Annotated in this window: 23 protein-coding genes; 12 read left to right on the plus strand and 11 right to left on the minus strand. The window is 66.7% G+C overall.

Annotation, left to right across the window (positions count from 1 at the left end):
* Positions 1 to 158: 158 nt before the first annotated feature.
* The 3 genes from LL06_RS14875 to LL06_RS14885 are packed head-to-tail and all read right to left on the minus strand — an operon-like array spanning position 159 to position 2,118.
* A complete protein-coding gene (locus tag LL06_RS14875) occupies positions 159 to 1,082 on the minus strand; it encodes a DMT family transporter (protein WP_052161596.1) in 924 nt (307 codons plus the stop codon).
* Positions 1,079 to 1,423, minus strand: a complete 345-nt coding sequence (locus LL06_RS14880; protein ID WP_244447143.1) for a DUF3253 domain-containing protein — start codon at positions 1,421 to 1,423, stop codon at positions 1,079 to 1,081. Before LL06_RS14880 ends, LL06_RS14875 begins: the two co-directional genes overlap by 4 nt.
* Positions 1,420 to 2,118, minus strand: coding sequence for a DUF599 family protein (locus tag LL06_RS14885; RefSeq protein WP_035528389.1), 699 nt, complete (start codon positions 2,116 to 2,118; stop codon positions 1,420 to 1,422). Before LL06_RS14885 ends, LL06_RS14880 begins: the two co-directional genes overlap by 4 nt.
* Positions 2,119 to 2,711: 593 nt before the next feature.
* Here LL06_RS14885 and LL06_RS14890 point away from each other — a divergent pair.
* The 3 genes from LL06_RS14890 (at position 2,712) to LL06_RS14900 (ending at position 5,580) form a co-directional block, all read left to right on the plus strand.
* Positions 2,712 to 4,112, plus strand: a complete 1,401-nt coding sequence (locus LL06_RS14890) for an L-serine ammonia-lyase (RefSeq protein ID WP_035528393.1) — start codon at positions 2,712 to 2,714, stop codon at positions 4,110 to 4,112.
* A 91-nt stretch (positions 4,113 to 4,203) separates the two neighbouring features.
* Positions 4,204 to 4,638, plus strand: coding sequence for a DUF1489 family protein (locus LL06_RS14895; RefSeq protein ID WP_035528396.1), 435 nt, complete (start codon positions 4,204 to 4,206; stop codon positions 4,636 to 4,638).
* Positions 4,639 to 4,788: 150 nt separating this feature from the next.
* Positions 4,789 to 5,580 carry a hypothetical protein gene (locus LL06_RS14900; protein WP_052161597.1) on the plus strand — a complete coding sequence of 264 codons (792 nt, stop codon included), beginning with the start codon at positions 4,789 to 4,791 and terminating at the stop codon, positions 5,578 to 5,580.
* A 416-nt stretch (positions 5,581 to 5,996) separates the two neighbouring features.
* Here LL06_RS14900 and LL06_RS28260 read toward each other — a convergent pair whose 3' ends face one another.
* Positions 5,997 to 6,200, minus strand: a complete 204-nt coding sequence (locus LL06_RS28260; RefSeq protein ID WP_244447147.1) for a hypothetical protein — start codon at positions 6,198 to 6,200, stop codon at positions 5,997 to 5,999.
* Between LL06_RS28260 and LL06_RS28265 the strand changes: the two genes are divergently transcribed.
* Positions 6,156 to 6,272 (plus strand): hypothetical protein, encoded by a 117-nt coding sequence (locus LL06_RS28265; RefSeq protein ID WP_244447148.1) that lies wholly within the window; start codon positions 6,156 to 6,158, stop codon positions 6,270 to 6,272. The two genes, LL06_RS28260 and LL06_RS28265, sit on opposite strands and share 45 nt — an antisense overlap.
* An 81-nt stretch (positions 6,273 to 6,353) precedes the next feature.
* Here LL06_RS28265 and LL06_RS14910 read toward each other — a convergent pair whose 3' ends face one another.
* Positions 6,354 to 7,700, minus strand: coding sequence for a serine hydrolase (locus LL06_RS14910; RefSeq protein WP_035528402.1), 1,347 nt, complete (start codon positions 7,698 to 7,700; stop codon positions 6,354 to 6,356).
* Positions 7,701 to 8,080: 380 nt separating this feature from the next.
* Between LL06_RS14910 and LL06_RS14915 the strand changes: the two genes are divergently transcribed.
* From LL06_RS14915 to LL06_RS14935, 5 genes are all read left to right on the plus strand, one after another.
* Entirely contained in the window at positions 8,081 to 8,410 is a 330-nt protein-coding gene (locus LL06_RS14915) for a phasin family protein (protein ID WP_035528406.1), read from the plus strand.
* A gap of 221 nt (positions 8,411 to 8,631) precedes the next feature.
* Complete coding sequence (clpS, locus tag LL06_RS14920) at positions 8,632 to 8,991, plus strand: ATP-dependent Clp protease adapter ClpS (protein ID WP_035528449.1); 360 nt, start codon at positions 8,632 to 8,634, stop codon at positions 8,989 to 8,991.
* Positions 8,992 to 9,001: 10 nt separating this feature from the next.
* Positions 9,002 to 11,545: an ATP-dependent Clp protease ATP-binding subunit ClpA gene (clpA, locus tag LL06_RS14925; RefSeq protein WP_035528408.1), complete on the plus strand. Its 2,544-nt coding sequence runs from the start codon at positions 9,002 to 9,004 to the stop codon at positions 11,543 to 11,545.
* Between the two features lie 148 nt (positions 11,546 to 11,693).
* The gene (locus LL06_RS14930; protein WP_035528411.1) at positions 11,694 to 12,422 is read left to right on the plus strand and encodes an AzlC family ABC transporter permease; all 729 of its coding nucleotides are present in this window, start codon (positions 11,694 to 11,696) and stop codon (positions 12,420 to 12,422) included.
* Complete coding sequence (locus LL06_RS14935) at positions 12,419 to 12,772, plus strand: AzlD domain-containing protein (RefSeq protein ID WP_035528413.1); 354 nt, start codon at positions 12,419 to 12,421, stop codon at positions 12,770 to 12,772. Before LL06_RS14930 ends, LL06_RS14935 begins: the two co-directional genes overlap by 4 nt.
* A 24-nt stretch (positions 12,773 to 12,796) precedes the next feature.
* On the opposite strand, the gene LL06_RS14940 is transcribed toward LL06_RS14935, so the two are convergent.
* Positions 12,797 to 13,291, minus strand: coding sequence for a hypothetical protein (locus tag LL06_RS14940; protein WP_035528415.1), 495 nt, complete (start codon positions 13,289 to 13,291; stop codon positions 12,797 to 12,799).
* A gap of 183 nt (positions 13,292 to 13,474) precedes the next feature.
* Here LL06_RS14940 and LL06_RS14945 point away from each other — a divergent pair, with 183 nt between their 5' ends.
* Together LL06_RS14945 and LL06_RS14950 are read left to right on the plus strand one after the other, a co-directional pair.
* Positions 13,475 to 14,512 carry an FAD-dependent oxidoreductase gene (locus LL06_RS14945; protein WP_035528417.1) on the plus strand — a complete coding sequence of 346 codons (1,038 nt, stop codon included), beginning with the start codon at positions 13,475 to 13,477 and terminating at the stop codon, positions 14,510 to 14,512.
* A 204-nt stretch (positions 14,513 to 14,716) separates the two neighbouring features.
* Positions 14,717 to 15,628, plus strand: coding sequence for an SHOCT domain-containing protein (locus LL06_RS14950; RefSeq protein WP_035528419.1), 912 nt, complete (start codon positions 14,717 to 14,719; stop codon positions 15,626 to 15,628).
* 38 nt (positions 15,629 to 15,666) lie between these two features.
* On the opposite strand, the gene LL06_RS14955 is transcribed toward LL06_RS14950, so the two are convergent.
* From LL06_RS14955 to LL06_RS14970, 4 genes are all read right to left on the minus strand, one after another.
* Positions 15,667 to 16,095 carry an HIT family protein gene (locus LL06_RS14955; protein ID WP_035528421.1) on the minus strand — a complete coding sequence of 143 codons (429 nt, stop codon included), beginning with the start codon at positions 16,093 to 16,095 and terminating at the stop codon, positions 15,667 to 15,669.
* A gap of 86 nt (positions 16,096 to 16,181) precedes the next feature.
* Positions 16,182 to 17,420, minus strand: coding sequence for a GNAT family N-acetyltransferase (locus LL06_RS14960; protein WP_244447144.1), 1,239 nt, complete (start codon positions 17,418 to 17,420; stop codon positions 16,182 to 16,184).
* A gap of 78 nt (positions 17,421 to 17,498) precedes the next feature.
* Positions 17,499 to 18,236: a glycerophosphodiester phosphodiesterase gene (locus LL06_RS14965; RefSeq protein WP_035528422.1), complete on the minus strand. Its 738-nt coding sequence runs from the start codon at positions 18,234 to 18,236 to the stop codon at positions 17,499 to 17,501.
* 7 nt (positions 18,237 to 18,243) lie between these two features.
* Entirely contained in the window at positions 18,244 to 18,711 is a 468-nt protein-coding gene (locus LL06_RS14970) for a RidA family protein (RefSeq protein ID WP_035528426.1), read from the minus strand.
* Positions 18,712 to 18,838: 127 nt separating this feature from the next.
* Here LL06_RS14970 and LL06_RS14975 point away from each other — a divergent pair, with 127 nt between their 5' ends.
* Positions 18,839 to 19,681 (plus strand): cell envelope integrity EipB family protein, encoded by an 843-nt coding sequence (locus LL06_RS14975; protein WP_081963988.1) that lies wholly within the window; start codon positions 18,839 to 18,841, stop codon positions 19,679 to 19,681.
* Between the two features lie 19 nt (positions 19,682 to 19,700).
* On the opposite strand, the gene LL06_RS14980 is transcribed toward LL06_RS14975, so the two are convergent.
* On the minus strand, positions 19,701 to 20,564 hold the full coding sequence (locus tag LL06_RS14980) for a LysR family transcriptional regulator (RefSeq protein ID WP_035528428.1): 864 nt from the start codon (positions 20,562 to 20,564) through the stop codon (positions 19,701 to 19,703).
* Positions 20,565 to 20,816 lie beyond the last annotated feature (252 nt).

A 20,816-nucleotide genomic window follows, 5' to 3' on the forward strand; every position in this document is an offset into this window, starting at 1 on the left:
ATGATCCTCGCGGCGCGACCGCCGACTCAGGGCCCAACCCTAGCAAAAGGATGGCCCGATTCATCCTGTAAAGGCGAAAGGCGTCGAGATTTCGGCCGTCGGCCCGTGAAGCGGGAGGCAGTGTCCGCACTCCTCTCCGCCGGCCCCAGGATCCGTGACTAGGGAGTCCCGTCCGGGGTCGCCGACGGACGCTTGCCGCCTCCGGCGACGAACAGGCCCGCCAGCACCAGCGCCAGCGCCGCGATCAGCGTGAGCGACAGCGGCTCGCCCAGCAGGATCACCCCGAGCCCCACGCCGAACACCGGAATCAGGTTGACCGACAGCGAAAACCGCGTGTAGCCGATGGTCCGGATCAGGTGGAAGCGCAGGATATAGGCAAGCCCGGTGGGAAAAGCGCCGAGATAGATGAGCGCGGCCATGCTCGTGCCGCTCAGTCCGGTGGGCGGGGCGCTTTCCATGAGGAAGGCGATCGGGATCAGGGCCGCTGCGCCCAGGCCCAGCGCCAGGCAGGCCAGCCGCACCGGCGGCATGTCGATCCGGCGGATGAGCAGCCCCGCCGTGACATAGCATAGCGAGGCGCCGAGCGCGGCGAGCTTGGCTTCCAGCGATCCGGTTCCGAGCCCCGCGACCGCGCTCGGACCCACCACGACCAGGATCCCCGCCATGCCGAGGACGACCGAGGCCAGCTTGCGCGGCGTCAGGCGGTCGTCATCGGTCATGAAGTGGCTGCCGATCAGCGCCAGGAACGGGCCGGTCCCCATCAGCAGCGCCAACACCCCGGCGTCGAGCGTCTTTCCGGCCCAGGCGATCAGCGAGAACGGAATGACCATGTTGAGCACCGCCATGCCGCAGATCATCGACCACTGGCCGCGCGACGACGGCCACACCATGCCGCGCCAGATCGCGTAGGGCAGCAGCACCAGAAATCCCACGGTGACGCGGATCGCCGCCAGCCAGACCGGCCCGGTCTCGGGCACCGCGATCCGGATCGCCACGAAGGCCGACGCCCAGATCAGCGCGGTCGCGAGCATCAGCGCCATGTCCAGCCGGGTCGGCGCGCGCAATGTCTGCACCTGGCTCATGCCGTGTCTTGGCCCGGCTCCGGGCTCGACTGCGGGCCGGGGAGGGCGAGGCGGTAGACGCCGCGGAACCCGGACGGATCGACAGTCTTGCCCTTGCGGCGGATTTCGATCTCGCCTTCCTTCGCCATCTCCACGGCAACAGTGCGAAGCGGCTTCATCAGCCGGCTCCACTGCTGTTCGTCCGATCCCGCCAGCGCGCGGGCGGCGTCGGAGGGGCTGATGCTCTTGCCCGGCCCCGCAAGCCTGAGAAGGTCGAGGATCGCCGCGCGAAGCACGCTCGGGGCATGGGCTCTGGACGGTCCACGCGGACCGGCCGATCCGGCAGGATGGGAGTGCGTCACGGGATGAGGGTGTCCTTGAGGATCGCGTCGCGCGCGTTGGAGAAGAACTGCCGCCTGACCAACACCAGAATCACCAGCGTTGTCGACCCCATCAGCACGAGCGGGCCGGCGAACCAGCCGAGATAGCCGATCGACAGGAAGATCGCCCTCAGCCCGGCGTTGAAATGCCGCCCGGCCAGAACATTGAGCGAGGCCGCCCGGTTGGCGGCGGCGTCGAGTTCCCGCTGGGCGTCGGGCTGCAGGTCGCCCTTCATCGGGATCGCGCCGAACAGGATCGAGGAATAGTTGAACAGCCGGTAAGACCAGCCGAACTTGAAGAACGCATAGGCGAAGATCGCGATCAGCCCGAACACCTTGAGTTCGAACGCCGCCGGGTCGGCCACCAGCGGGATCGGCAGGTCGTCGGCGACCGCCAGCACCCGGTCGGTGGCGCCCAGAAGCGCGAAGCAGCCGCCGATGGCGAAGATCGTCGTCGAGGCGAAGAAGGCCGTGCCGTTCTGCAGCCCCGCCATGATGGCGGTGTCGATCATGCGCAGGTCGCGCCGGGCGGCCACCTGCATCCAGCGCTTGCGGTGCTGGTTCATCGCCGTCGTCAGGCTCACCCGCCGGATTGGCAGGTGGTTGTTCGACGCCAGCGAGAACAGGGTCCAGGACAGCGCGAACCAGGCGATCGCCAGGTAATCAAGGTTTGTCATGCCCTGCTTTTGGCATGCTCCGCCCCGCTTGGCAAAGCCTTCCGCGGAACCGCCCGGCTAATCATTTTTCAACACCTGTGGTCGAATTGTGGATGTCCGGCCCGGGACCGATTCGAGGATAGACAGGCAAGTCCTTGATTTGACACCAAGCCATGCGGAGAGCGAATGCCTGGTGTGAAAGTTTGACCACAGATTTGCCGTTTTTGCAGTTGCGAAAAGATTACCGTTTCGTTAAACAGCCGCCTCTGCGCTGAGCGAATCCCCAGGGATTACGCGGCCTGAAATGACCACAATAACCGGAGTCACCATGGAAGACACCGTACAGAAATCGTGCTGGGGCATCACCGCCCGCGCAGTCATCGGTTTTTCGGGAATTCTCGCACTGGCCTACCTTTTCGGCGGCATCTGAGCGACCAAAGCATGAGACAAGGCAGCGCCTGACCCACCCGGTCGGCGCTGCTTTTCTTTGTCCGCCCGGCGCGATGGCGGCGGCTTCGCTTCTGTCGCTGGCGCGGCACGACAGGTCGGGAAATTGACGTCCTTGCGGCGCTGGCCCATGTAAGCTGTCATCTTCACCGGAGAAGCCGCCCCCCATGTTCCTCTCAGTCTTTGATGTCTTCAAGATCGGCGTCGGCCCGTCGAGTTCCCACACCATGGGGCCGATGTCGGCGGCGGTGCGCTTTCTCGACGAGATCGCCGGACCCGACTGGCCGCGGCCGGCGGGCGCCCGGGTCAGGCGCATCAAGGTCAGCCTGCACGGCTCGCTGGCGTTTACCGGCATCGGCCACGGCACGGGCAGGGCGGTGGTGCTGGGCCTCACCGGCGAACGGCCCGACCAGGTCGATCCCGACCGGATGGACGGCATCATCGCCGGCGTCGAGGCGAGCCGCAGGATCAGCCCGCCCGGCCATCCCGATTATGAGTTCGATCCGAAGACGGATCTGGTCTTCGACAAGAAGCAGCCCTTGCCCGGCCACGCCAACGGCATGACCTTCACAGCCTTCGACCGCGACGGCGCCATGCTGCTGCGCCGGATCTACTATTCCGTCGGCGGCGGCTTCGTCGTCTCCGACACCGAGCTCGAGGCGATGAAGCACGCCAAGTCGGCGAGCGTCGACAAGACCGTGCCCTATCCCTTCCGCAACGCCAGGCAGATGCTCGAGATGGCGGCGCGCTCGGGCCTGTCGATCGCGCAGATGAAGCGCGCCAACGAGGAAAGCCACATGAGCCGCGAGGAGCTCGACGCGGGGCTGGACCGGATCTGGAGCGCCATGAGCGGCTGCATCGACCGCGGCCTGGGCGGCGAGGGCATCATGCCGGGCGGCCTCAAGGTGCGCCGCCGCGCCCGCATCCTGCACGACAAGCTGCAGGAGGAATGGCGGCAGAACCGGCGCAATCCGCTGCTCGCCAATGACTGGCTGAGCGTCTACGCCATGGCCGTCAACGAGGAAAACGCCTCCGGCGGCCGCGTCGTCACCGCGCCCACCAACGGCGCCGCCGGCGTGATCCCGGCCACCATCCGCTACGTGCTGCAGTTCCACGACGGCGCCGATCAGGAGTCGGTGCGCGACTATCTGCTGACGGCCGCCGCCGTGGGCGGCATCATCAAGCACAACGCCTCGATCTCGGGCGCCGAGGTTGGCTGCCAGGGCGAGGTGGGCTCCGCCGCGGCGATGTCGGCCGCGGGCCTCGCCGCCGTCATGGGCGGCACGCCCGAGCAGATCGAGAACGCCGCCGAAATCGCGCTCGAGCACCATCTCGGCATGACCTGCGACCCGGTCGGCGGCCTGGTGCAGGTGCCCTGCATCGAGCGGAACGCCTTGGGCGCGGTCAAGGCGGTGACTGCCGCGTCGCTCGCCATGAAGGGCGACGGCACCCATTTCGTGCCGCTCGACGCCTGCATCGAGACCATGCGCCAGACCGGGCTCGACATGAACGAGCGCTACAAGGAGACCTCCACCGGCGGTCTCGCCGTCAACGTGGTCGAATGCTGAGCCTCCGGAAGGGGGCCGAGACTGTGGACGGCGCCCGGATTCGCCCCCTGCCGGCTTGACCCCGGCGCGTCAGCGCCCGAAATACCCGGCAATGGCCCTTCACCTTCTCAAATTGTGCGTCGGCGCGGAAAGCATCGAAGACCTGCAGCGCTGGATCGACCTCCGTCTGGCGGCGATGAAGGCCGCCGGGCAGACGCTCGAACAGTTCCACACCACCCGCATGCTGCCCAAGCGTGCCGCGGACCTGGTCGATGGCGGCTCGCTCTTCTGGGTCATCAAGGGCAATATCCAGGCCCGGCAGCGCCTCCTCGACATCCGCCCGTTCACCGACGCCGAGGGCATTTCCCGCTGCAATCTCGTGCTCGAACCGGTGCTGCACGAGACCTCCTGGGCGCCGCGCCGCCCGTTCCAGGGCTGGCGCTATCTCGATCCCGACGATGCGCCGCGCGATCTCGGCGGCTCCGGCGAGGATGGCGATCTGCCTGCCGAACTCAAGCGCGAACTGGCGGGCCTCGGCCTGCTGTAGGGCGCCCGGCCGCCCGACCCTTGTGTTCGCTGCGCAAAACGCCACATTGAACACAGATGCCGCCACCGACCGCGCAATTCCGGGAGAATGGCCCGCGGACAGGCGGTCGCAGTGGCGAAAACTTCACACCGAGGGTAAAACACGTCCATCATGGCCAGAGACAAGACCGGATCCGACAAGGCGATGACACGGCGTGGCGGCGACGCCGTTCCCGACAGCGCGCCCGCGTCCTCGGGCTCCGAGATCGCCGCCTTCCTCAACGCCGCCAAGTCGCTGGCGCCGGGGGCTTCCGGATCGGGCCGTCTCGCCTTCGCGCTCGACGCCACCATGAGCCGGCAGCCGACCTGGGACAGCGCCTGCAGGCTGCAGGCGGAGATGTTCGACGCGGTCGGCAAGGCCGCGGACCTGCAGGTGCAACTGGTCTATTTCCGCGGCCTGGGCGAATGCCGCGCCTCGCGCTGGGTCAGTGACACCACCGCGCTCGCCAACCTGATGAGCCGGATCGACTGCCGCGGCGGCCAGACCCAGATCGGTCGGGTGCTGCGCCATGTCGCCGACGAGGCGAAGTCGCGGCCGGTGAGCGCGCTGGTCTATATCGGCGACGCGATGGAAGAGGAGATCGACACGCTGGCGGTGACGGCGGGCGAGCTGGCGCTGCGCAAGGTGCCCTGCTTCATGTTCCATGAAGGCCACGATCCCGCCGCTGCCGCCGGCTTTCGCGAAATCGCCCGCGTCACCGGCGGCGCCTATGTCCGTTTCGACCAGAATGCGGCGGCCGAACTCGCCGCATTGCTGCGCGCGGTCGCGACCTACGCCACCGGCGGACGCAAGGCGCTCGAAAGCGCCGGCGGATCTGCGGCGCGGCTGCTGCTCGAGCAACTGGGTCCGGGCAGGCCGGGCGGGGCAGGTCGATCCGGCGGCAGGGGAACTCCACAGCCATGAGCGCGATCGCGGTCTTTTTCGGCGGCCTGCTGATCCTGGTGGCGGTGCTCGCCGGTCTGCTGAGCGTCAAGCCTGCGGCGCTCGCCAGCGCACTGCGTTATGGCCTGCCGGCGGCTATGGCCGGGCTGGGGCTCACGCTGATGCTCGTCGGCCGCGCCAGCCTCGGCCTGCCGCTGCTCGCCTTTGCGGCGATGCTGTTCAGCCGCGCCCGCAGCGCCTCGCGGGCGACGCGCCAGCCCGGAGGCCGGTCGCATGTCCGCTCGGCGGCGCTGGAAATGGAGCTCGATCTCGACACCGGCGCCATGAACGGCCTGGTGCTGGCCGGCAGCTTCGAGGGCCGCGAACTCGACGCGCTGGACGAGCCGGATCTGTTGCGGCTGCATTCCGAACTGTCGGGCGACCCGGAAAGCCTTGCCCTACTGGAGGCGTATCTTGACCGCCGCATAGCCGACTGGCGTGCCGGCGCGCAGACGGATGGAGGCGCGGGGCTGGGCGCTGCGCCAGGCTCGGGCGCCATGACACAGCAGGAGGCCTACGAGATCCTTGGTCTTGCTGCGGGGGCGAGTGAAGCCGAGATCCGCGAGGCGCATCGCCGCCTCATGAAGCGGATGCATCCCGATGCGGGTGGCTCGACGTTTCTTGCCGGCCGCATCAACGAGGCCAAAACTGTTCTCTTGAGTCGACATGACTGATTTCCCCGATACGCAATACAAAAACGTGGATGTCTCCGGAATTGGGAGTTCCGGCCGCGGCGTTAAACAAACGCCGCGGGATCAGTTGGCGGTCGCCCAGCAGGCGAAGCCTTTCCTTTCGAGCGCCTTGCAGGCGCTGGCGGCCGAAGACTGGCCGTCAAAGCCGCCGAAACGGGCGCGGTAGAGCTGCTCGTTGTTCTTGGCATAGGCCATGGTGAAGGGCTCGGCGCCCCGCAGCGCCTTGCCGCCCTGGTCCTGGGCGCGCGCCAGCAGCTTCAACGCCTCGTTCTGGTCGGGCATGGCGCCGATCTGGATCATCCAGCCGCTCATGGCGGCCGTCGAGGCGGTCGTCACCGGGTCGATGGCGTCGGCGCTGGCGGTCTCCACCGGCATCGGCGGCACCAGCACAGGGGCGGGGGTCGGAACCGGAATCGCCATCTTCTGCGCCTGCAACGACTTGGCGAGCGCCTCGCGGCCGACCACCGGGGCCGGGGTGGGCGCGGCATAGGCGAGCGCAATCCGTGCGTCGCCGTCGTGGCGAAGCTCCGGAACCGGGCCGACCTTGGGTAGCTGGAACGCGGCGGAGGCGGCTTCCATGGGGGCCGCTGCGGAAGCGACTTCCATGTTGGCCATGGCGCCGCGGGCGATCAGGTTGCCGCCGCCGCGGGTCGAGGCCTTGAGCAGATAGCGCGAGATCAGGTCCTTCATCTGCGCGTTGCGGCTGGCGCCGGTGCGGCCGCCCATAACGACGGCGACGATCGAGCGGTCGCGGTCCACCACCGAGGAGACCAGGTTGAACCCGGAGGCGCGGGTGTAGCCGGTCTTGATGCCGTCGACGCCGCGCACGACGCCCAGCAGGCGGTTGTGGTTGGCCATGTTGCTGCCGCCGAACTTGAACGAGCGGGTGGAGAAATACTTGTACTGGCGCGGAAAATGCTCGCGCAGCGCAATGCCGAGCTTGGCCATGTCCCGGGCCGTGGTCACCTGGCCGGAATTCGGCAGGCCGTGGGCGTTGCGGAACGTGGTCTTCGACATGCCGAGCGCGCGCGCCTTGGCGGTCATCATGCTGGCGAATTTGGATTCCGAGCCGCCCAGATGTTCGGCGATCGCGGTGGAGGCGTCATTGGCCGATTTCGTCACCAGCGCATAGATCACCTGCTCGACCGTGATCGACTTGCCGACGCCCACGCCGAGCTTGGTCGGCGGCTCCTTGGCGGCGTTGGCCGAGAACTTGATGCGCGTGTCGAGCCTGATCTTGCCGCGCTCGAGCGCCTCGAAAGTCAGGTAGAGCGTCATCATCTTGGTGAGCGACGCCGGATAGCGCGGTGCGTCCGCGTCATTGGCGTACAGCGTCTTTCCGGTCTTGGCGTCGATGACGATGCCGGAATATTTCGGGTTCGCCGCAGCCGGCGCGCTTCCCAGTGCCATGGCAATGCCGATGAGGGCAGCCAGGCGGAACGCGAAGGAAGGAACGGCGGCGAGACGGGAAATTTGACTTGGTATACGCTGGAACACGACAACTCACTCATGATCAGGCGGGTAAGAAAGGGTGTCTGACTGTCGCCCTCCATGAACAGCCATTGTGTCGGATCCTAGACACACGTCCTTACCAATCCGTTTATAATGAACCATTCCTTTCCGCAGTGATCCCCAAAACCTGTCCGGTTTCGGTAAGGTCTGTGCCAATCTGGCCCCTCCGCGCGCTCTGTCGCTGGCCCATATTGGTGCGTTGCACAAAAAATCTTGACAATCTTGTGCACTGCACCTAAATTGGCTCCATCACCTCCTCGAACGCTAGGATATGCGACATGATGAACTTTGACAGCACTTCTAAGATGAGCAAGGAAGCCATGGACAGCATGCTGACCACGGTTTCGTCGATGACCAAGGGTTTCCAGCGCATCGCCGCCGAAACCACCGAATATTCCAAGAAGTCCTACGAGGACGGCGCTGCCGTCGCCGAGAAGCTGGCTTCGGCCAAGAGCCTCGACAAGGCCATCGAAATTCAGACCGACTACGCCAAGTCGGCCTACGAAACCTTCGTTGCCCAGGCAACCAAGATGGGCGAACTCTACGCCGATCTCGCCAAGGAGGCCTACAAGCCCTTCGAAGCGGCTGCCGCCAAGGTTTCTGCCTGACTCTGAGGCGCCGCCGCTCCAGCGCGGCGCAGGACTGAAATGATATCAACCCGGCCTCACAGTGGTGTGGCCGGGTTTTTCATGTTCGCGGTCAGGCGACGAAATCTCTTTCCTAGCGCAACAAGGGGGCTTAAAATTCCCTCAGGAAAGACTAAGTTAAGGACAATCTCCGGCGCTTCGATATGCGACGCTCCGGTTTGGAATGACAGGAAGTGGCCAGAGTGAACGACAGCGCGAACCGGACACGCTTACAGGCGGACAAGAAGACCGGAGATGGCGGCCCCGACAGGGGAACCTCCGTCATTACACGGACCAAGCCGCAGGTGAAGAAGCCGAGCCTTTACCGGGTGCTTCTGCTGAATGACGACTACACCCCGATGGAGTTTGTGATTCATGTGCTTGAGCGTTTTTTCCAGAAGGACCGGGAGCAGGCCACCCGGATCATGCTGCATGTACACAATCACGGGGTCGGCGAGTGCGGAGTATTCACTTACGAGGTGGCTGAAACCAAAGTGACCCAGGTCATGGATTTCGCCCGCGAAAATCATCATCCGCTGCAATGCGTGATGGAAAAGAAATGAGGACCTGAACGTGCCTAGCTTTTCACACAGCCTCGAAAAGGCAATCCATCAGGCATTGACCTATGCCAACGAGCGGCATCACGAATATGCCACGCTCGAGCATCTGTTGCTGGCCCTGATCGAGGATCCCGACGCCGCCGCCGTCATGGGCGCCTGCAATGTCGATCTTGAGCAGTTGCGCCGCACCGTCAGCGATTATGTCGACAAGGAACTCGGCAATCTGATCACCGGCTATGACGAGGATTCCAAGCCCACATCCGGCTTCCAGCGCGTCATCCAGCGCGCCGTCATCCATGTCCAGTCGTCGGGCCGCGAGGAAGTCACCGGCGCCAACGTGCTCGTGGCGATCTTCGCCGAGCGCGAGAGCCATGCCGCCTATTTCCTGCAGGAGCAGGAGATGACCCGGTATGACGCGGTCAATTTCATCTCCCACGGCATCGCCAAGCGCCCCGGCGCCGAGGAAGCCCGGCCCGTGCGCGGCGCCGAGGAGCCCGAACCCGATTCCGCCAAGCCCGATTCGACCATCGAGGAGGGCGGCAAGAAGAAGGGCCAGGACGCGCTCAGCGCCTATTGCGTCAATCTCAACGAGAAGGCCAAGACCGGCCGCATCGATCCGCTGATCGGCCGCATCGAGGAGGTCAACCGGACCATCCAGATCCTGTGCCGGAGGTCCAAGAACAACCCTCTCTATGTGGGCGACCCCGGCGTGGGCAAGACCGCCATCGCCGAGGGCCTGGCCAAGCGCATCGTCGAGGGCGACGTGCCCGACGTGCTGGCCGACGCGGTGATCTATTCGCTCGACATGGGCTCGCTGCTGGCGGGCACGCGTTACCGCGGCGATTTCGAGGAGCGCCTCAAGCAGGTGGTCAAGGAACTCGAGGACCTGCCGGGCGCCGTCCTCTTCATCGACGAGATCCACACCGTGATCGGTGCCGGCGCCACCTCGGGCGGGGCGATGGACGCCTCGAACCTGCTCAAGCCTGCCTTGTCGTCCGGCGCGATCCGCTGCATCGGCTCGACCACCTACAAGGAATACCGGCAGTTCTTCGAGAAGGACCGGGCGCTGGTGCGCCGCTTCCAGAAGATCGACGTCGCCGAGCCGACGATCCCCGACGCGATCGAGATCCTCAAGGGCCTCAAGCCCTATTTCGAGGAGTATCACAAGGTCGGCTACACCGACGCGGCGATCAAGGCGGCCGTCGAACTCTCGGCGCGCTACATCACCGACCGCAAGCTGCCCGACAAGGCGATCGACGTAATCGACGAATCGGGTGCCGCGCAGATGCTGCTGCCCGAGAAGGACCGCAAGAAGATCCTGACCGACGTCGAGATCGAGAACACCATCGCCACCATGGCGCGGATCCCGGCCAAGACCGTGTCGAAGGATGACGAGACCGTTCTCGCCAATCTCGACAAGGAACTGCGCTCGGTGGTCTACGGCCAGGACACGGCGATTGACGCGCTCACCGCAGCGATCCGTCTGGCGCGCGCCGGCCTGCGCGAACCCGACAAGCCGATCGGCTCCTATCTGTTCTCCGGTCCCACCGGCGTCGGCAAGACCGAAGTCGCCAAGCAGCTCGCCGCATCCTTGGGCGTCGAACTGCTGCGCTTCGACATGTCCGAATACATGGAGCGGCACACGGTTTCGCGCCTCATCGGCGCGCCTCCGGGCTATGTCGGCTTCGACCAGGGCGGTCTTCTGACCGACGGCGTCGACCAGCATCCCTATTGCGTGCTGTTGCTCGACGAGATCGAGAAGGCACATCCTGACCTGTTCAACATCCTGCTGCAGGTCATGGATCACGGCTCGCTCACCGATCACAACGGCAAGAAGATCGACTTCCGCAACGTGATCCTGATCATGACCACCAATGCCGGCGCCGCCGACGCTGCCAAGGCCGCCATCGGCTTCGGCTCGTCCAAGCGCGAAGGCGACGACATGGAGGCGATCAACCGGCTGTTCACGCCGGAGTTCCGCAACCGTCTCGACGCCATCATTCCGTTCGGCAGCCTGCCCACGCAGGTCATCCACATGGTGGTGCAGAAATTCGTCATGCAGCTCGAGGCGCAGCTCGCCGAGCGCAACGTCACCTTCGATCTCGGGGAGGACGCCATCGCCTGGCTGGCCGACAAGGGCTATGACGAACGCATGGGTGCGCGGCCGCTGGGCCGGGTGATCCAGGAGCACATCAAGAAGGAGCTCGCCAACGAGCTTCTGTTCGGCAAGCTCAAGCATGGCGGCACCGTCAAGGTCACCGTCGGCGAGAAGCCCGATGGCACCAGGGGGCTGATCCTCGAGGCGATCCCGGCGGAAATTCCGGTCAAGCCGAAGAAGGAAAAGTCTCCGGCCAAGGAGCGCGCGCCGGCCAAGGCCAAGGTCAAGACCGTCGCGCCCAAGTCCACGCGCAAGCCGCCCGCCGGCAAGGGTCCCGACAAGCCCGGCAAGCCCGAGCCGGAAAGCCCGAAGCAGGCAGAAGCCCGCGCCGATGTCGCCGAAAAGCCGGCGCCGAAGAAGCCTTCGAGCGCCGTGCCGAAGGTGCCGCGCAAGACCTAGACCGCGCTCACGCGCCTTGACGACTGTTTTGGACACCCCGGTTTGCGCCGGGGTGTCCTGGTTTTGCATGGCTGCCATGCGCGCCCGCACGCCTCACGGGCGGGCAAAAACAGTTTGCACCGCCGCCCAAAGCCTCTAACAACGTGTCATGAGTACTTTGTCCGCCGAGCGCGGCGCCTATTGGTTCCTGAAGGGCGCGCGCGGCATCGCCTCGCTGCCTGCCATCATCCTGATGAGCGCCTTTGTCGGCTTCTGCGGCTTCGCCGTGGAGGCGGGCATTCCGCTGGGCCAGACCGTGTTCATGACCGGCATGATCTGGGCGCTGCCCGCCAAGGTGCTGCTGGTCGGCTCCATCCTCGCCGGCGCATCGCTGCCCGCGGCCTTCGTCACCGTGGCGCTGTCCTCGATCCGGCTGATGCCGATGGTCGCCGCCCTCATTCCCGAGATCCGCACGCCGAAGACGCCCACCTGGCTCCTGCTGGTGCTGTCGCATTTCATCGCCATCACGGCTTACGTCTTCACCATGGAGCGCATCCGCGACGTGCCGCGCGAGCATCGCGTCGCGTTCTTCGCGGGCTTCGGCATCACCGTGACCAGCGCCAACATCCTCTTGGTGGCCGTGATCTATTCCACCGTCTCGAGCCTGCCGGCCATGCTCGCCGGCGCGCTGTTCTTCCTCACCCCGGTCTATTTCCTCACCTCGATCTGGGCTTCGACGCGCGAGCGGGCGGGCCGCATCGCCATGGTGATCGGACTGGCGCTGGGGCCGCTGTTCCATCAGGTCGCGCCCGAATTCGACATCCTCTATGCCGGGGTCGTGGGCGGCACGCTGGCGTTCTTCGCCGACCGGCTGTGGAAGGGCAGGGCCGCCTCATGATCGGCTACGCCACTTTCGAGGCCTGGTGGTGGCCCTATGTCTTCATCGCCATCGCCGGCTGGCTCGCCACCGACATCTGGCGCTGGCTCGGCGTGCTGGTCGGCAACCGGCTCAAGCAGGATTCCGCCGCGCTCACCTGGGTGCGCGCGGTCGCCACCGCGCTGCTCGCCGCCGTCATCGCCAAGCTGATTCTCTATCCGACCGGGGAACTGGCCGGCGTGCCCGTGGCGCTGCGCGTGGTTGCCGCCGCCGCGGGCTTCGCTGCCTTTCTCCTGGCCGGCAAGCGCATCTGGGTCGGCATCGTCACCGCGCTGGGCCTGCTGGTCGGCGGCCAACTGCTGCTGCCGTGACGGCGAGGCTGCAAGCCAGGCCCGTCAGTCGAAGCGCTTCGCCACCCAGGAATAGCTGTCGGTGACCACATGCACCGGCTCGGCGACCAGCGACTTGAGCGTGCCGGCCTCGGGCAGCGCCTGCTTGAAGCGCGCGAGCACCCGCGACGCGAACCCCGCATCGGGCTCGGGCCCGGCGGCAGCGGCCGCGTCGGCTTCCGGCGCGGCCGCGGGCGCGGGAATGTCCGCCTTCGGCAACTCCACGCCGGATGGCGCGTCGGCCACGGCCGCCGTCTGGTCCGGCGCTGCCGGTTCGGCCTTGGCGCCGTCGAGTTCGGCCAGGCCGGTGTCCTCCGGGGTCTGGCACACCGCCACCACCACCGGATAGGGCTGGTTCGCATAGAGCTTGAGCTTGTCTTCCGAGCTCGCGTCGCAGGCCTGGATCGTCGCCCAGCGCTGGTCGACCATCTCGATGTAATGGCATTGCGTGGCGCTGTCGTCACAGCCAAGGATAGTCATGAGGATGAGAGCGGTCTGCATGGGGGCCTCGCAAAACTGGTGAGATTTGCTCATGGACCGGCATTGTCGCCAAAGCAAGGCAGGCCGGCCCGGCGGTTCCCGGAACGGCCGGCGGCAGGGCCGGTCCGGCGCGCGATTGCCTGACTGTCACATTCCGGACCCGCAAATCGCCTATACAGGAACAGCGACAAGGGGAAACTAGCCATGGCCCAGCACAGGATCATCGTCATCGGCGCGGGCATCGTCGGCGTCTCGATCGCCCATCGCCTCAGCGGCGACGGCGCCCGGGTCACCCTCGTCGAGGCCCGCGAAGCCCCCGGGCTCGGCGTCACCGCCGCCTCCTTCGGCTGGATCACCTGCGCGGCGGGCGACGACAGCGTCCCCGAGCCGGACTACCGGCGGCGGCTTCAGGCGATCGAGGACTATGCCCGTCTCGACCGGGATTTCGGCGGCCGCCTCTGCGCGCCCTGCCGGGGCGCCATCGTCTGGGGCGCCACCGAGGACGAAACCCGCGGCCACGCGCAAGGGCACGAAGAAAGAGGCAGTGTCGTGCGGCTGATCGGCGCCGCCGAGATCGCCGAGTTCGAACCGATGATCGCCGAACCGCCGGCGCTCGCCGCCCGGTTCCCGCGCGAAAGGGCGCTCGACGTCGCCCATGCCTGCATCCTGCTGGCCCGCGCCGCGCGCGAGGCCGGCGCCGAAACCCTCTTCGGCGAGACCGTGCTCGGGCTCGAAACCACCGGTGGGCGGGTCAGCGGCGTCAGGCTCTCCGGAGGCAGCCTTGCCGCCGACCGCGTGATCGTCGCCGCGGGGGCGCACAGCGCCGCGCTGGTGGCGGACTTCATGCCCGATCACGGCATCGCCACCTCGCCCTCGGCGCTGGTCACGCTCAGCGTCGAATCGGGCAGGCTCGCCCATGTCCTGGACGGCGGCGGCATCGAGATCCGCTCCCGCGGCAATGGCGACCTGGTCGCGGCCTGCGGCGTGGAGGACGATCTTGACGACCGGGCCCTGGCGGCCTTGGCGAGCGACGTGCTGTCCCGGGTGCGGCGGCTGTTTCCCGGCATGGAGAACCCGCGCGTCGACCATGTCCAGCTCGGCCAGCGGCCGATGCTGGCCGACGGGCGTCCGCTGGTCTCGGCCGCGCGCGATCCCGAGGGGCTCTATCTCGCCGTCGCCCATCCCGGCGTCATTCTGGCGCCCGAGATCAGCCGCCAGGTGGCGGACTTTCTGGCGCACTAGACCTTGTCCGGTAGCACCCGCGCCGGGTGTGAAATGCCGCAGGCGAAACCGGCCCATCGGGCGTGCCGTCCCGGCGAAAATCCCGTAATGTCTCTCCGTGGCCTTTGTATCCGCGCCCGGCGGTTGTACCCTTCCGCCCGGATGCCGGCGATCCGCCGCGGCGCGGGTCGCCATCGAGCCTGAAACCACACCCGAGGAGGTGTCATGACCGAATTGACCGAAGACGGACGCAAGGCCCTGGCCGGGATCGCCAGCCGGCACGGCGTCAGCCTGGACGCCGTCGAGCATGTGCTGACGGCGGTGATCGCCGGGCAGGGCACGCTGGCGCAGTTCAACCATCCCGAGCTGGGCGGCATGGGACAATGGTCGCTCGGCGGCATGACCATGGTCGGCGACATGTTCAACACTGCGCTCAAGGCCAGGGTGGAAGCGATCTGCGTCGATGTCGCGCAATTGCTGGGCCAGTCTTCGGCGGTGCGGCCGCCGCAGGGATCGCCATCCCAGACCCAGTCCCGGTCGTCCGCGAGCGGCGAGGGCGGCGCCTCCGGCCTGTTCGTCTCCGGCGGCCCGTCGGGAGGGTCATCCGGCCACTGGTGGCCGGGCGGTCTCGGACACGCGGCCTCCTCCGGAGCCCAGAACCGCATGCGCTACGCCTGGTTCCCCGAGACCCGCCGTCTCGCGCTTGATGCGGGCGACGGCCGCGTCAGGGTCTACGACACCGGCGATCACCGTATCGGCGGCTTTTCGCAGAGCCAGTCGGGCGGCCAGTCGCTGAGCTTCACCTCGCAGCACGGCCCGGTTGACCTTGCGCAGCTCCGCGAGATCGATCCGGAACGCTCCGCAGGCGAGGGCGACGCGCAGCCCCGGCCGCGCACGCTGTCGGAAGCGCCGCACACGCGGGCCGCCGAAGCGGCGTCGAACTCCGCCCCGGACGAGCCGCGACAGGCGGAACCGGCCCCGGCAGGGCCTCACGCGGCGCAGCCGAGCGGATCGGCCGCCGGCGAGGAAGCCGACATTTTCGCCAAGATCGAGCGTCTGGCCGGGCTTCACGCCAAGGGCATTCTCACCGACGCCGAATACCAGGCCAAGAAGGCCGAACTGCTGGCGCGGATCTGACGCCGGCCCGCGTCAGGTCCCGCCTCGGGGTCCTGGGCTCAGCCGAGTGCCGCGCGGATCTTCTCCGCATTGGCCTTGAGCACGCCCGAATCCTCCATCGCGCCGGTGTGCGGCTTCAAGGCGACGCCGTCGAAGCGCGGGATCACATGCATATGCAGGTGAAACACCACCTGGCCGCCGGCCGGTTCGTTGAACTGCTGGATGGTGACGCCGTCGGCGTCGAAGGCGGCGACCACCGCCTTCGCCAGTCGCTGCGTCGTCGCCATCACCGCCGCCAGGCTGTCGAGTTCGACATCGAGGATGTTGCGGGCAGGGGCCTTGGGAATCACCAGGCAATGGCCGTCACCGCGCGGCATGATGTCCATGATCGCGAGCGTGTGGTCGTCCTCGAAGAGCCGTTCGGCCGGCAGTTCGCCGCGCAGGATTTTCGCAAACACATTGCCGTTGTCATAGCGGGGTGCGGTCATCGGGCGGATCTCCTTGGTTGTGGGCCGACCTGTTTGTACCCGCGCGCATCGCCGGGTCAAGCCCGGTCGCGGGCCTCCTGGGAAGGTCAGTCGTCGAACCGGTCGGCCTCGCCGCCGCCCTTGCGGAACGGGCCGTGCTCGGTCAGCATCCGGCCGATCTCGGCGACGTCGCGGCGCTCGCGCTCGAGATAATCGGCGACCGCCCGCCTCAGCCCCGGATGATCGATGTAATGCGCCGAATGGGTGGTGGCCGGCAAATAGCCGCGCGCAAGCTTGTGCTCACCCTGCGCTCCCGCCTCGACGCGGGCCAGGCCCTTGGCGATGGCGAAATCGATCGCCTGATGGTAGCAGACCTCGAAATGCAGGAACGGGTGATCCTCGACGCAGCCCCAGTGCCGGCCATAGAGGCAGTCGCCGCCGATGAAGTTGATCGCGCCCGCGACGTACCGCCCCTCGCGCCGCGCCATCACCAGGAGTACGTCCTCGGCCATGCGCTCGCCGATCAGCGAGAAGAACGCGCGGGTGAGATAGGGCCGTCCCCATTTGCGCCCACCGGTGTCGATGTAGAATTCGTAGAAGATGTCCCAGACCGCCTCGGTCAGGTCGCTGCCCGTCAGCCATTCGATGCTGATGCCGTTCTCGAGCGCCGCCTTGCGCTCCTTCCTCAGTTGCTTGCGCTTGCGCGAGGCGAGCGTGTCGAGAAAATCCTCATAGCCGCCATAGCCGGGATTGTGGAAATGGAACTGCTGGTCGGTGCGGTGCAGGTAGCCTTCGGCCTCGAAATCCGCGATCTCGCTCTCGGGCACGAAGGTCGCGTGCACCGAGGACAGGCCGAGCTGCGTGCACAGCGCCCGCCCGCCCGCCGCCAGCGCCCGCCGCCGCGCCGTGTCGCCGGGGCCGGGCCGCACCATCAGCCGCGGACCGGTTGCGGGCGTGAACGGCGCCGAGCACTGCAGCTTCGGATAATAGCGTCCGCCGGCGCGGGTGAACGCGTCCGCCCAGGCGTGGTCGAACACGTATTCGCCCATCGAGTGGCTCTTGATATAGGCCGGCATCGCGCCTTCGAGCGAGCCGTCGGGCGCCCTGAGCACGATGTGCCGCGGCAGCCATCCGGTCTCCGCCGAGACCGATCCGGACTCCTCGAGCGACGACAGAAAAGCGTGACTTACGAAGGGGTTGTAGAAAGGTCCTGACTCAATTCGCGATGTGCTTGATTCACTTCCTGAAGCGCGCGCGGCGCCGCCCAGCACGCTCCAGTCCGCGGCCGTGACCGCCGCCATGCCCTCGATGGTCGACAGCGTGTGTTCTGTTTGGTCAGCCTTCATGAGATCCCGTCCAGCGCCTCGATCGTGTCCGCGGACACCGTGTCCTTCAACCTATGAACGCCACGCCGAATGGCAAGGTCAGTCGTCCGCGGTGGTGTCCGGATCGAAGCCCTCGAACGTCATCTGGTCGGCATGCAGGCGCGTGATTTCCCGCGCCGGCTGGTCCCGCACCGTCCAGGTGATGACCGGGATTCCCTGCCTGTGCAGGCCGTCGACGAAGACGTTGGGCAGGTGGTGCACGCAGTAGGAAATGAAGTCGAGCCCCAGTTGCATGGCGTCCTCATGGGCGAAGAAGGTCTCGGGCTTGACCCCTTCCGCGGTCAGGCCGAGCGGGCAGGTGGCGCCGCTGGCCTTGAGGTCGCGCAGCAGCCGGTCGTCGAAGCTCATAAGCGCCACCGGCCCGTCATAGTCGGCGAGGCACTCGACCACCGCGTCGGCGAAGCCGTCGTCCTCGCCCGGCCGGCCCTTGAGTTCGATCACCAGCGGCACCCGGCCCTTGACGAGCTTGAACAGCGCCGGCAGCGACATCACGCCGTCGGCGGTGCCGCCGACCCGGAGCTGCGCCAGTTCCTGCGAGGTCCGCTCCCGCACGTCGCCCTTGAGCCCGCAGAGCCGCTCGAGATCGTCGTCGTGGAACACCACGGGCACGCCGTCGGTGGCGATATGGATGTCGCATTCGATCGCGTAATTGGCCTCGATCGCCCGGACGAACGCGCTCCTGGTGTTCTCCCAGATGGTCCGGTTCATGTCGTGATAGCCGCGATGGGCGATGGGGCGGGCGGTGAGCCAGCTCAGATCCTTGGGGGCTTCGCTCATGGTCTCGTCACCGGATCTCGATGATGGCGTCGATCTCGACGGCGGCGTTGAGCGGCAGGCAGGCCATGCCGACGGCGGCGCGGGCATGCTTGCCGCGTTCGCCCAGCAGCTCGGCGATCAGGTTCGAGGCGCCGTTGATGACCAGGTGCTGGTCGGTGAAGGCCGGGTCGGAGGCGACGAAGCCGTTGAGCTTGACCACCCGGACGATCCGCTCGAGGTCGCCGCCGAGCGCCGCCTTGGCCTGCGACAGGATGTTGATGGCGCAGAGTTCCGCCGCCCGTTGCGCGGCGGCGACGTCGACATCGCGGCCGACCAGGCCCTTGACGGCCAGCGCGCCGCCCTCCATCGGCAGTTGCCCCGACACGTAGAGAAGCGATCCGGAGATCACATAGGCCACGTAGTTGGCGGCGGGTGCCGCGGCCTGGGGCAGGGTGATGTTGCGGGCGGACAGGCGGGACTCAACGCTCTCGGTCATGTAGAATGCTCCATATTCGGCTTTGTTAAGCTTGCGGCGGCGAAATCGCGTTTGTTTGAAGTTCCGCCTCGCTTTTGCTGTCCCCGGTCATATAACATCGCCGAAGGATTCGACAGGAGAAAACCCGATGCGCATGCTTGTTATCGCGTCGCTGACCGCACTGGCGCTCGCGCCCTCAGCCTTGCCGGCGCTCGCCGGGGCGGGGGCCGTCGGCCGTGTCGGAAGCGAGGCGCTCGCCGCCCACCGCGCCGTCTACGACCTCACGCTCAAGGACGCCTCCGAGCGCTCCGGCATTTCCGGCATGGTCGGCCGCATGGTCTATGAATTCGGCGGTTCCGCCTGCGATGGCTACACCGTCAGCTTCCGTTTCGTCACCGAGATCGCTACCGGCGACGAATCGCGCGTCACCGACCAGCAGACCACCACCTTCGAGGACATCCGCAACCAGACCTTCAGCTTCGTCACGCGCTCCTTCGTCAACCAGAAGCTCGACCACGAGATCCGCGGGTCCGCGGAAGCCGATGCCGACGGGCTGGAAGTCAAGCTGGAGCAGCCCGACAAGCTTGAGCTCGACATCGCCGCGGCGCATTTCCCCACCGAGCACATGATCGAGATGATCAGCAAGGCCAAGGGCGGCGAGCGCTTCTACGAATCGCGCATCTATGACGGTTCCGACGACGGCGACAAGGCGATGATCACCACCACCATCCTGGGCGCAAAGCAGACCGCCGAAGGCACCGATGCGGAAGCCAAGAAGGCGGGCGACCTCGCCGACGACGCCTACTGGCCGGTGTCGATGTCCTATTTCGAGGAGAATGCCGAAGGCGACGGCCTGCCGGTCTATTCGATCGCCTTCAAGCTCTATGAAAACGGCGTCACCCGCGACCTGACCATGGATTACGGCGACTTCGTGCTCGAGGGCCAGTTGGCCCAGCTCGACATGTACGAGCCCGCGCCCTGCAAGGAGTAGGCCGCGCGACGCGGCGGCCTCAGCGGCCGATCAGATCCGCGATCACCGGATGCGGGAAGTCGCGGCGCACCGTCACCGCGTAGAAACTCTCGACGATGGCGAGATCGAAATCCGCCGTCTCGAGCAGTCCCGAGGCGATCTCATCCGCCAGCACCACCGCCGGCGCGATGGCGAGGCCCATGTCTTCGCGCGCAAGCAGCCGCACCATCGCCATGTCGTCGACATCGGCGGCGATCCGCGGCGTGACGCCGAGCCGCGCCACCAGGCTTTCGAAGCCGGTGCGGATCGAACTTTCGGTCGGCACGATCAGCGGCTCGTTTTCCAATAGTTCCGCCAGCATGGCGTGGCGCAGCCGGCCGGGCGTGCCGTGAATGCCGACCGACTGCTCGGCGATGCGGTGGGCGGTGAAATCGCCGCCCAAGAGGCTCGAGGGCGGCTCGGTGGTCAGCACCACGTCGAGCGCCAGCGATTTCAGCGCGTCGAGCAACACCGCGGCGCTGCCCGATTTCAGGATCACGTCGACCGTCCGCGCGGCAAGCAGCGGCCGGAGGAAATTGAGCTGGAAGTTCCGCGACAGCGTCGACAGCGCGCCGACCCGGAGCGGTGGCAGCGTATCTGCGGTGCGGTCGAGCGTGGCGACAAGCTCCTCGCCGGTGCGGAAGATCCGGTCGGCGTGGTCGAGCACGATGCGCCCGACCTCGGTGAGCTCCAGCCGCCGCCCGGCGCGCTCGAACAGCCGGTGCCCCAGCCGCTCCTCGAGCGTCCGGATCTGGCTCGACAGCGCCGATTGCGCCAGGTTCACGCGCTCGGCCGTGCGGGTCAGGTTGCCGTCATGGGCGACCTCGCGGAAATAGCGCAGGTGATGGTAATTGAGACTGTCCATGGCCGATCCCGTGAAAAGGTTGATGCCGGTGCGCCGATGATAGTTCGTTTAAAGCGAACGAAAAGACGCAAAACATATATTTTTTATTTTTTGCGCGATGCGGCATATCCCCGGAGCCAACACACCCAGGGGACCGCACATGGATATTCTGACCCAATTCGCCGACACGCTGCTCGCGCAGTTTCAAAAGCCGACGCTCGCCTTCCTGATCGGCGGCATGCTGCTGGCCGCGCTGGGCAGCCGGCTCGAAGT

It is taken from the genome of Hoeflea sp. BAL378 (assembly GCF_000759435.1).
In the GTDB taxonomy this organism is placed as follows: Bacteria; Pseudomonadota; Alphaproteobacteria; order Rhizobiales; family Rhizobiaceae; genus Hoeflea.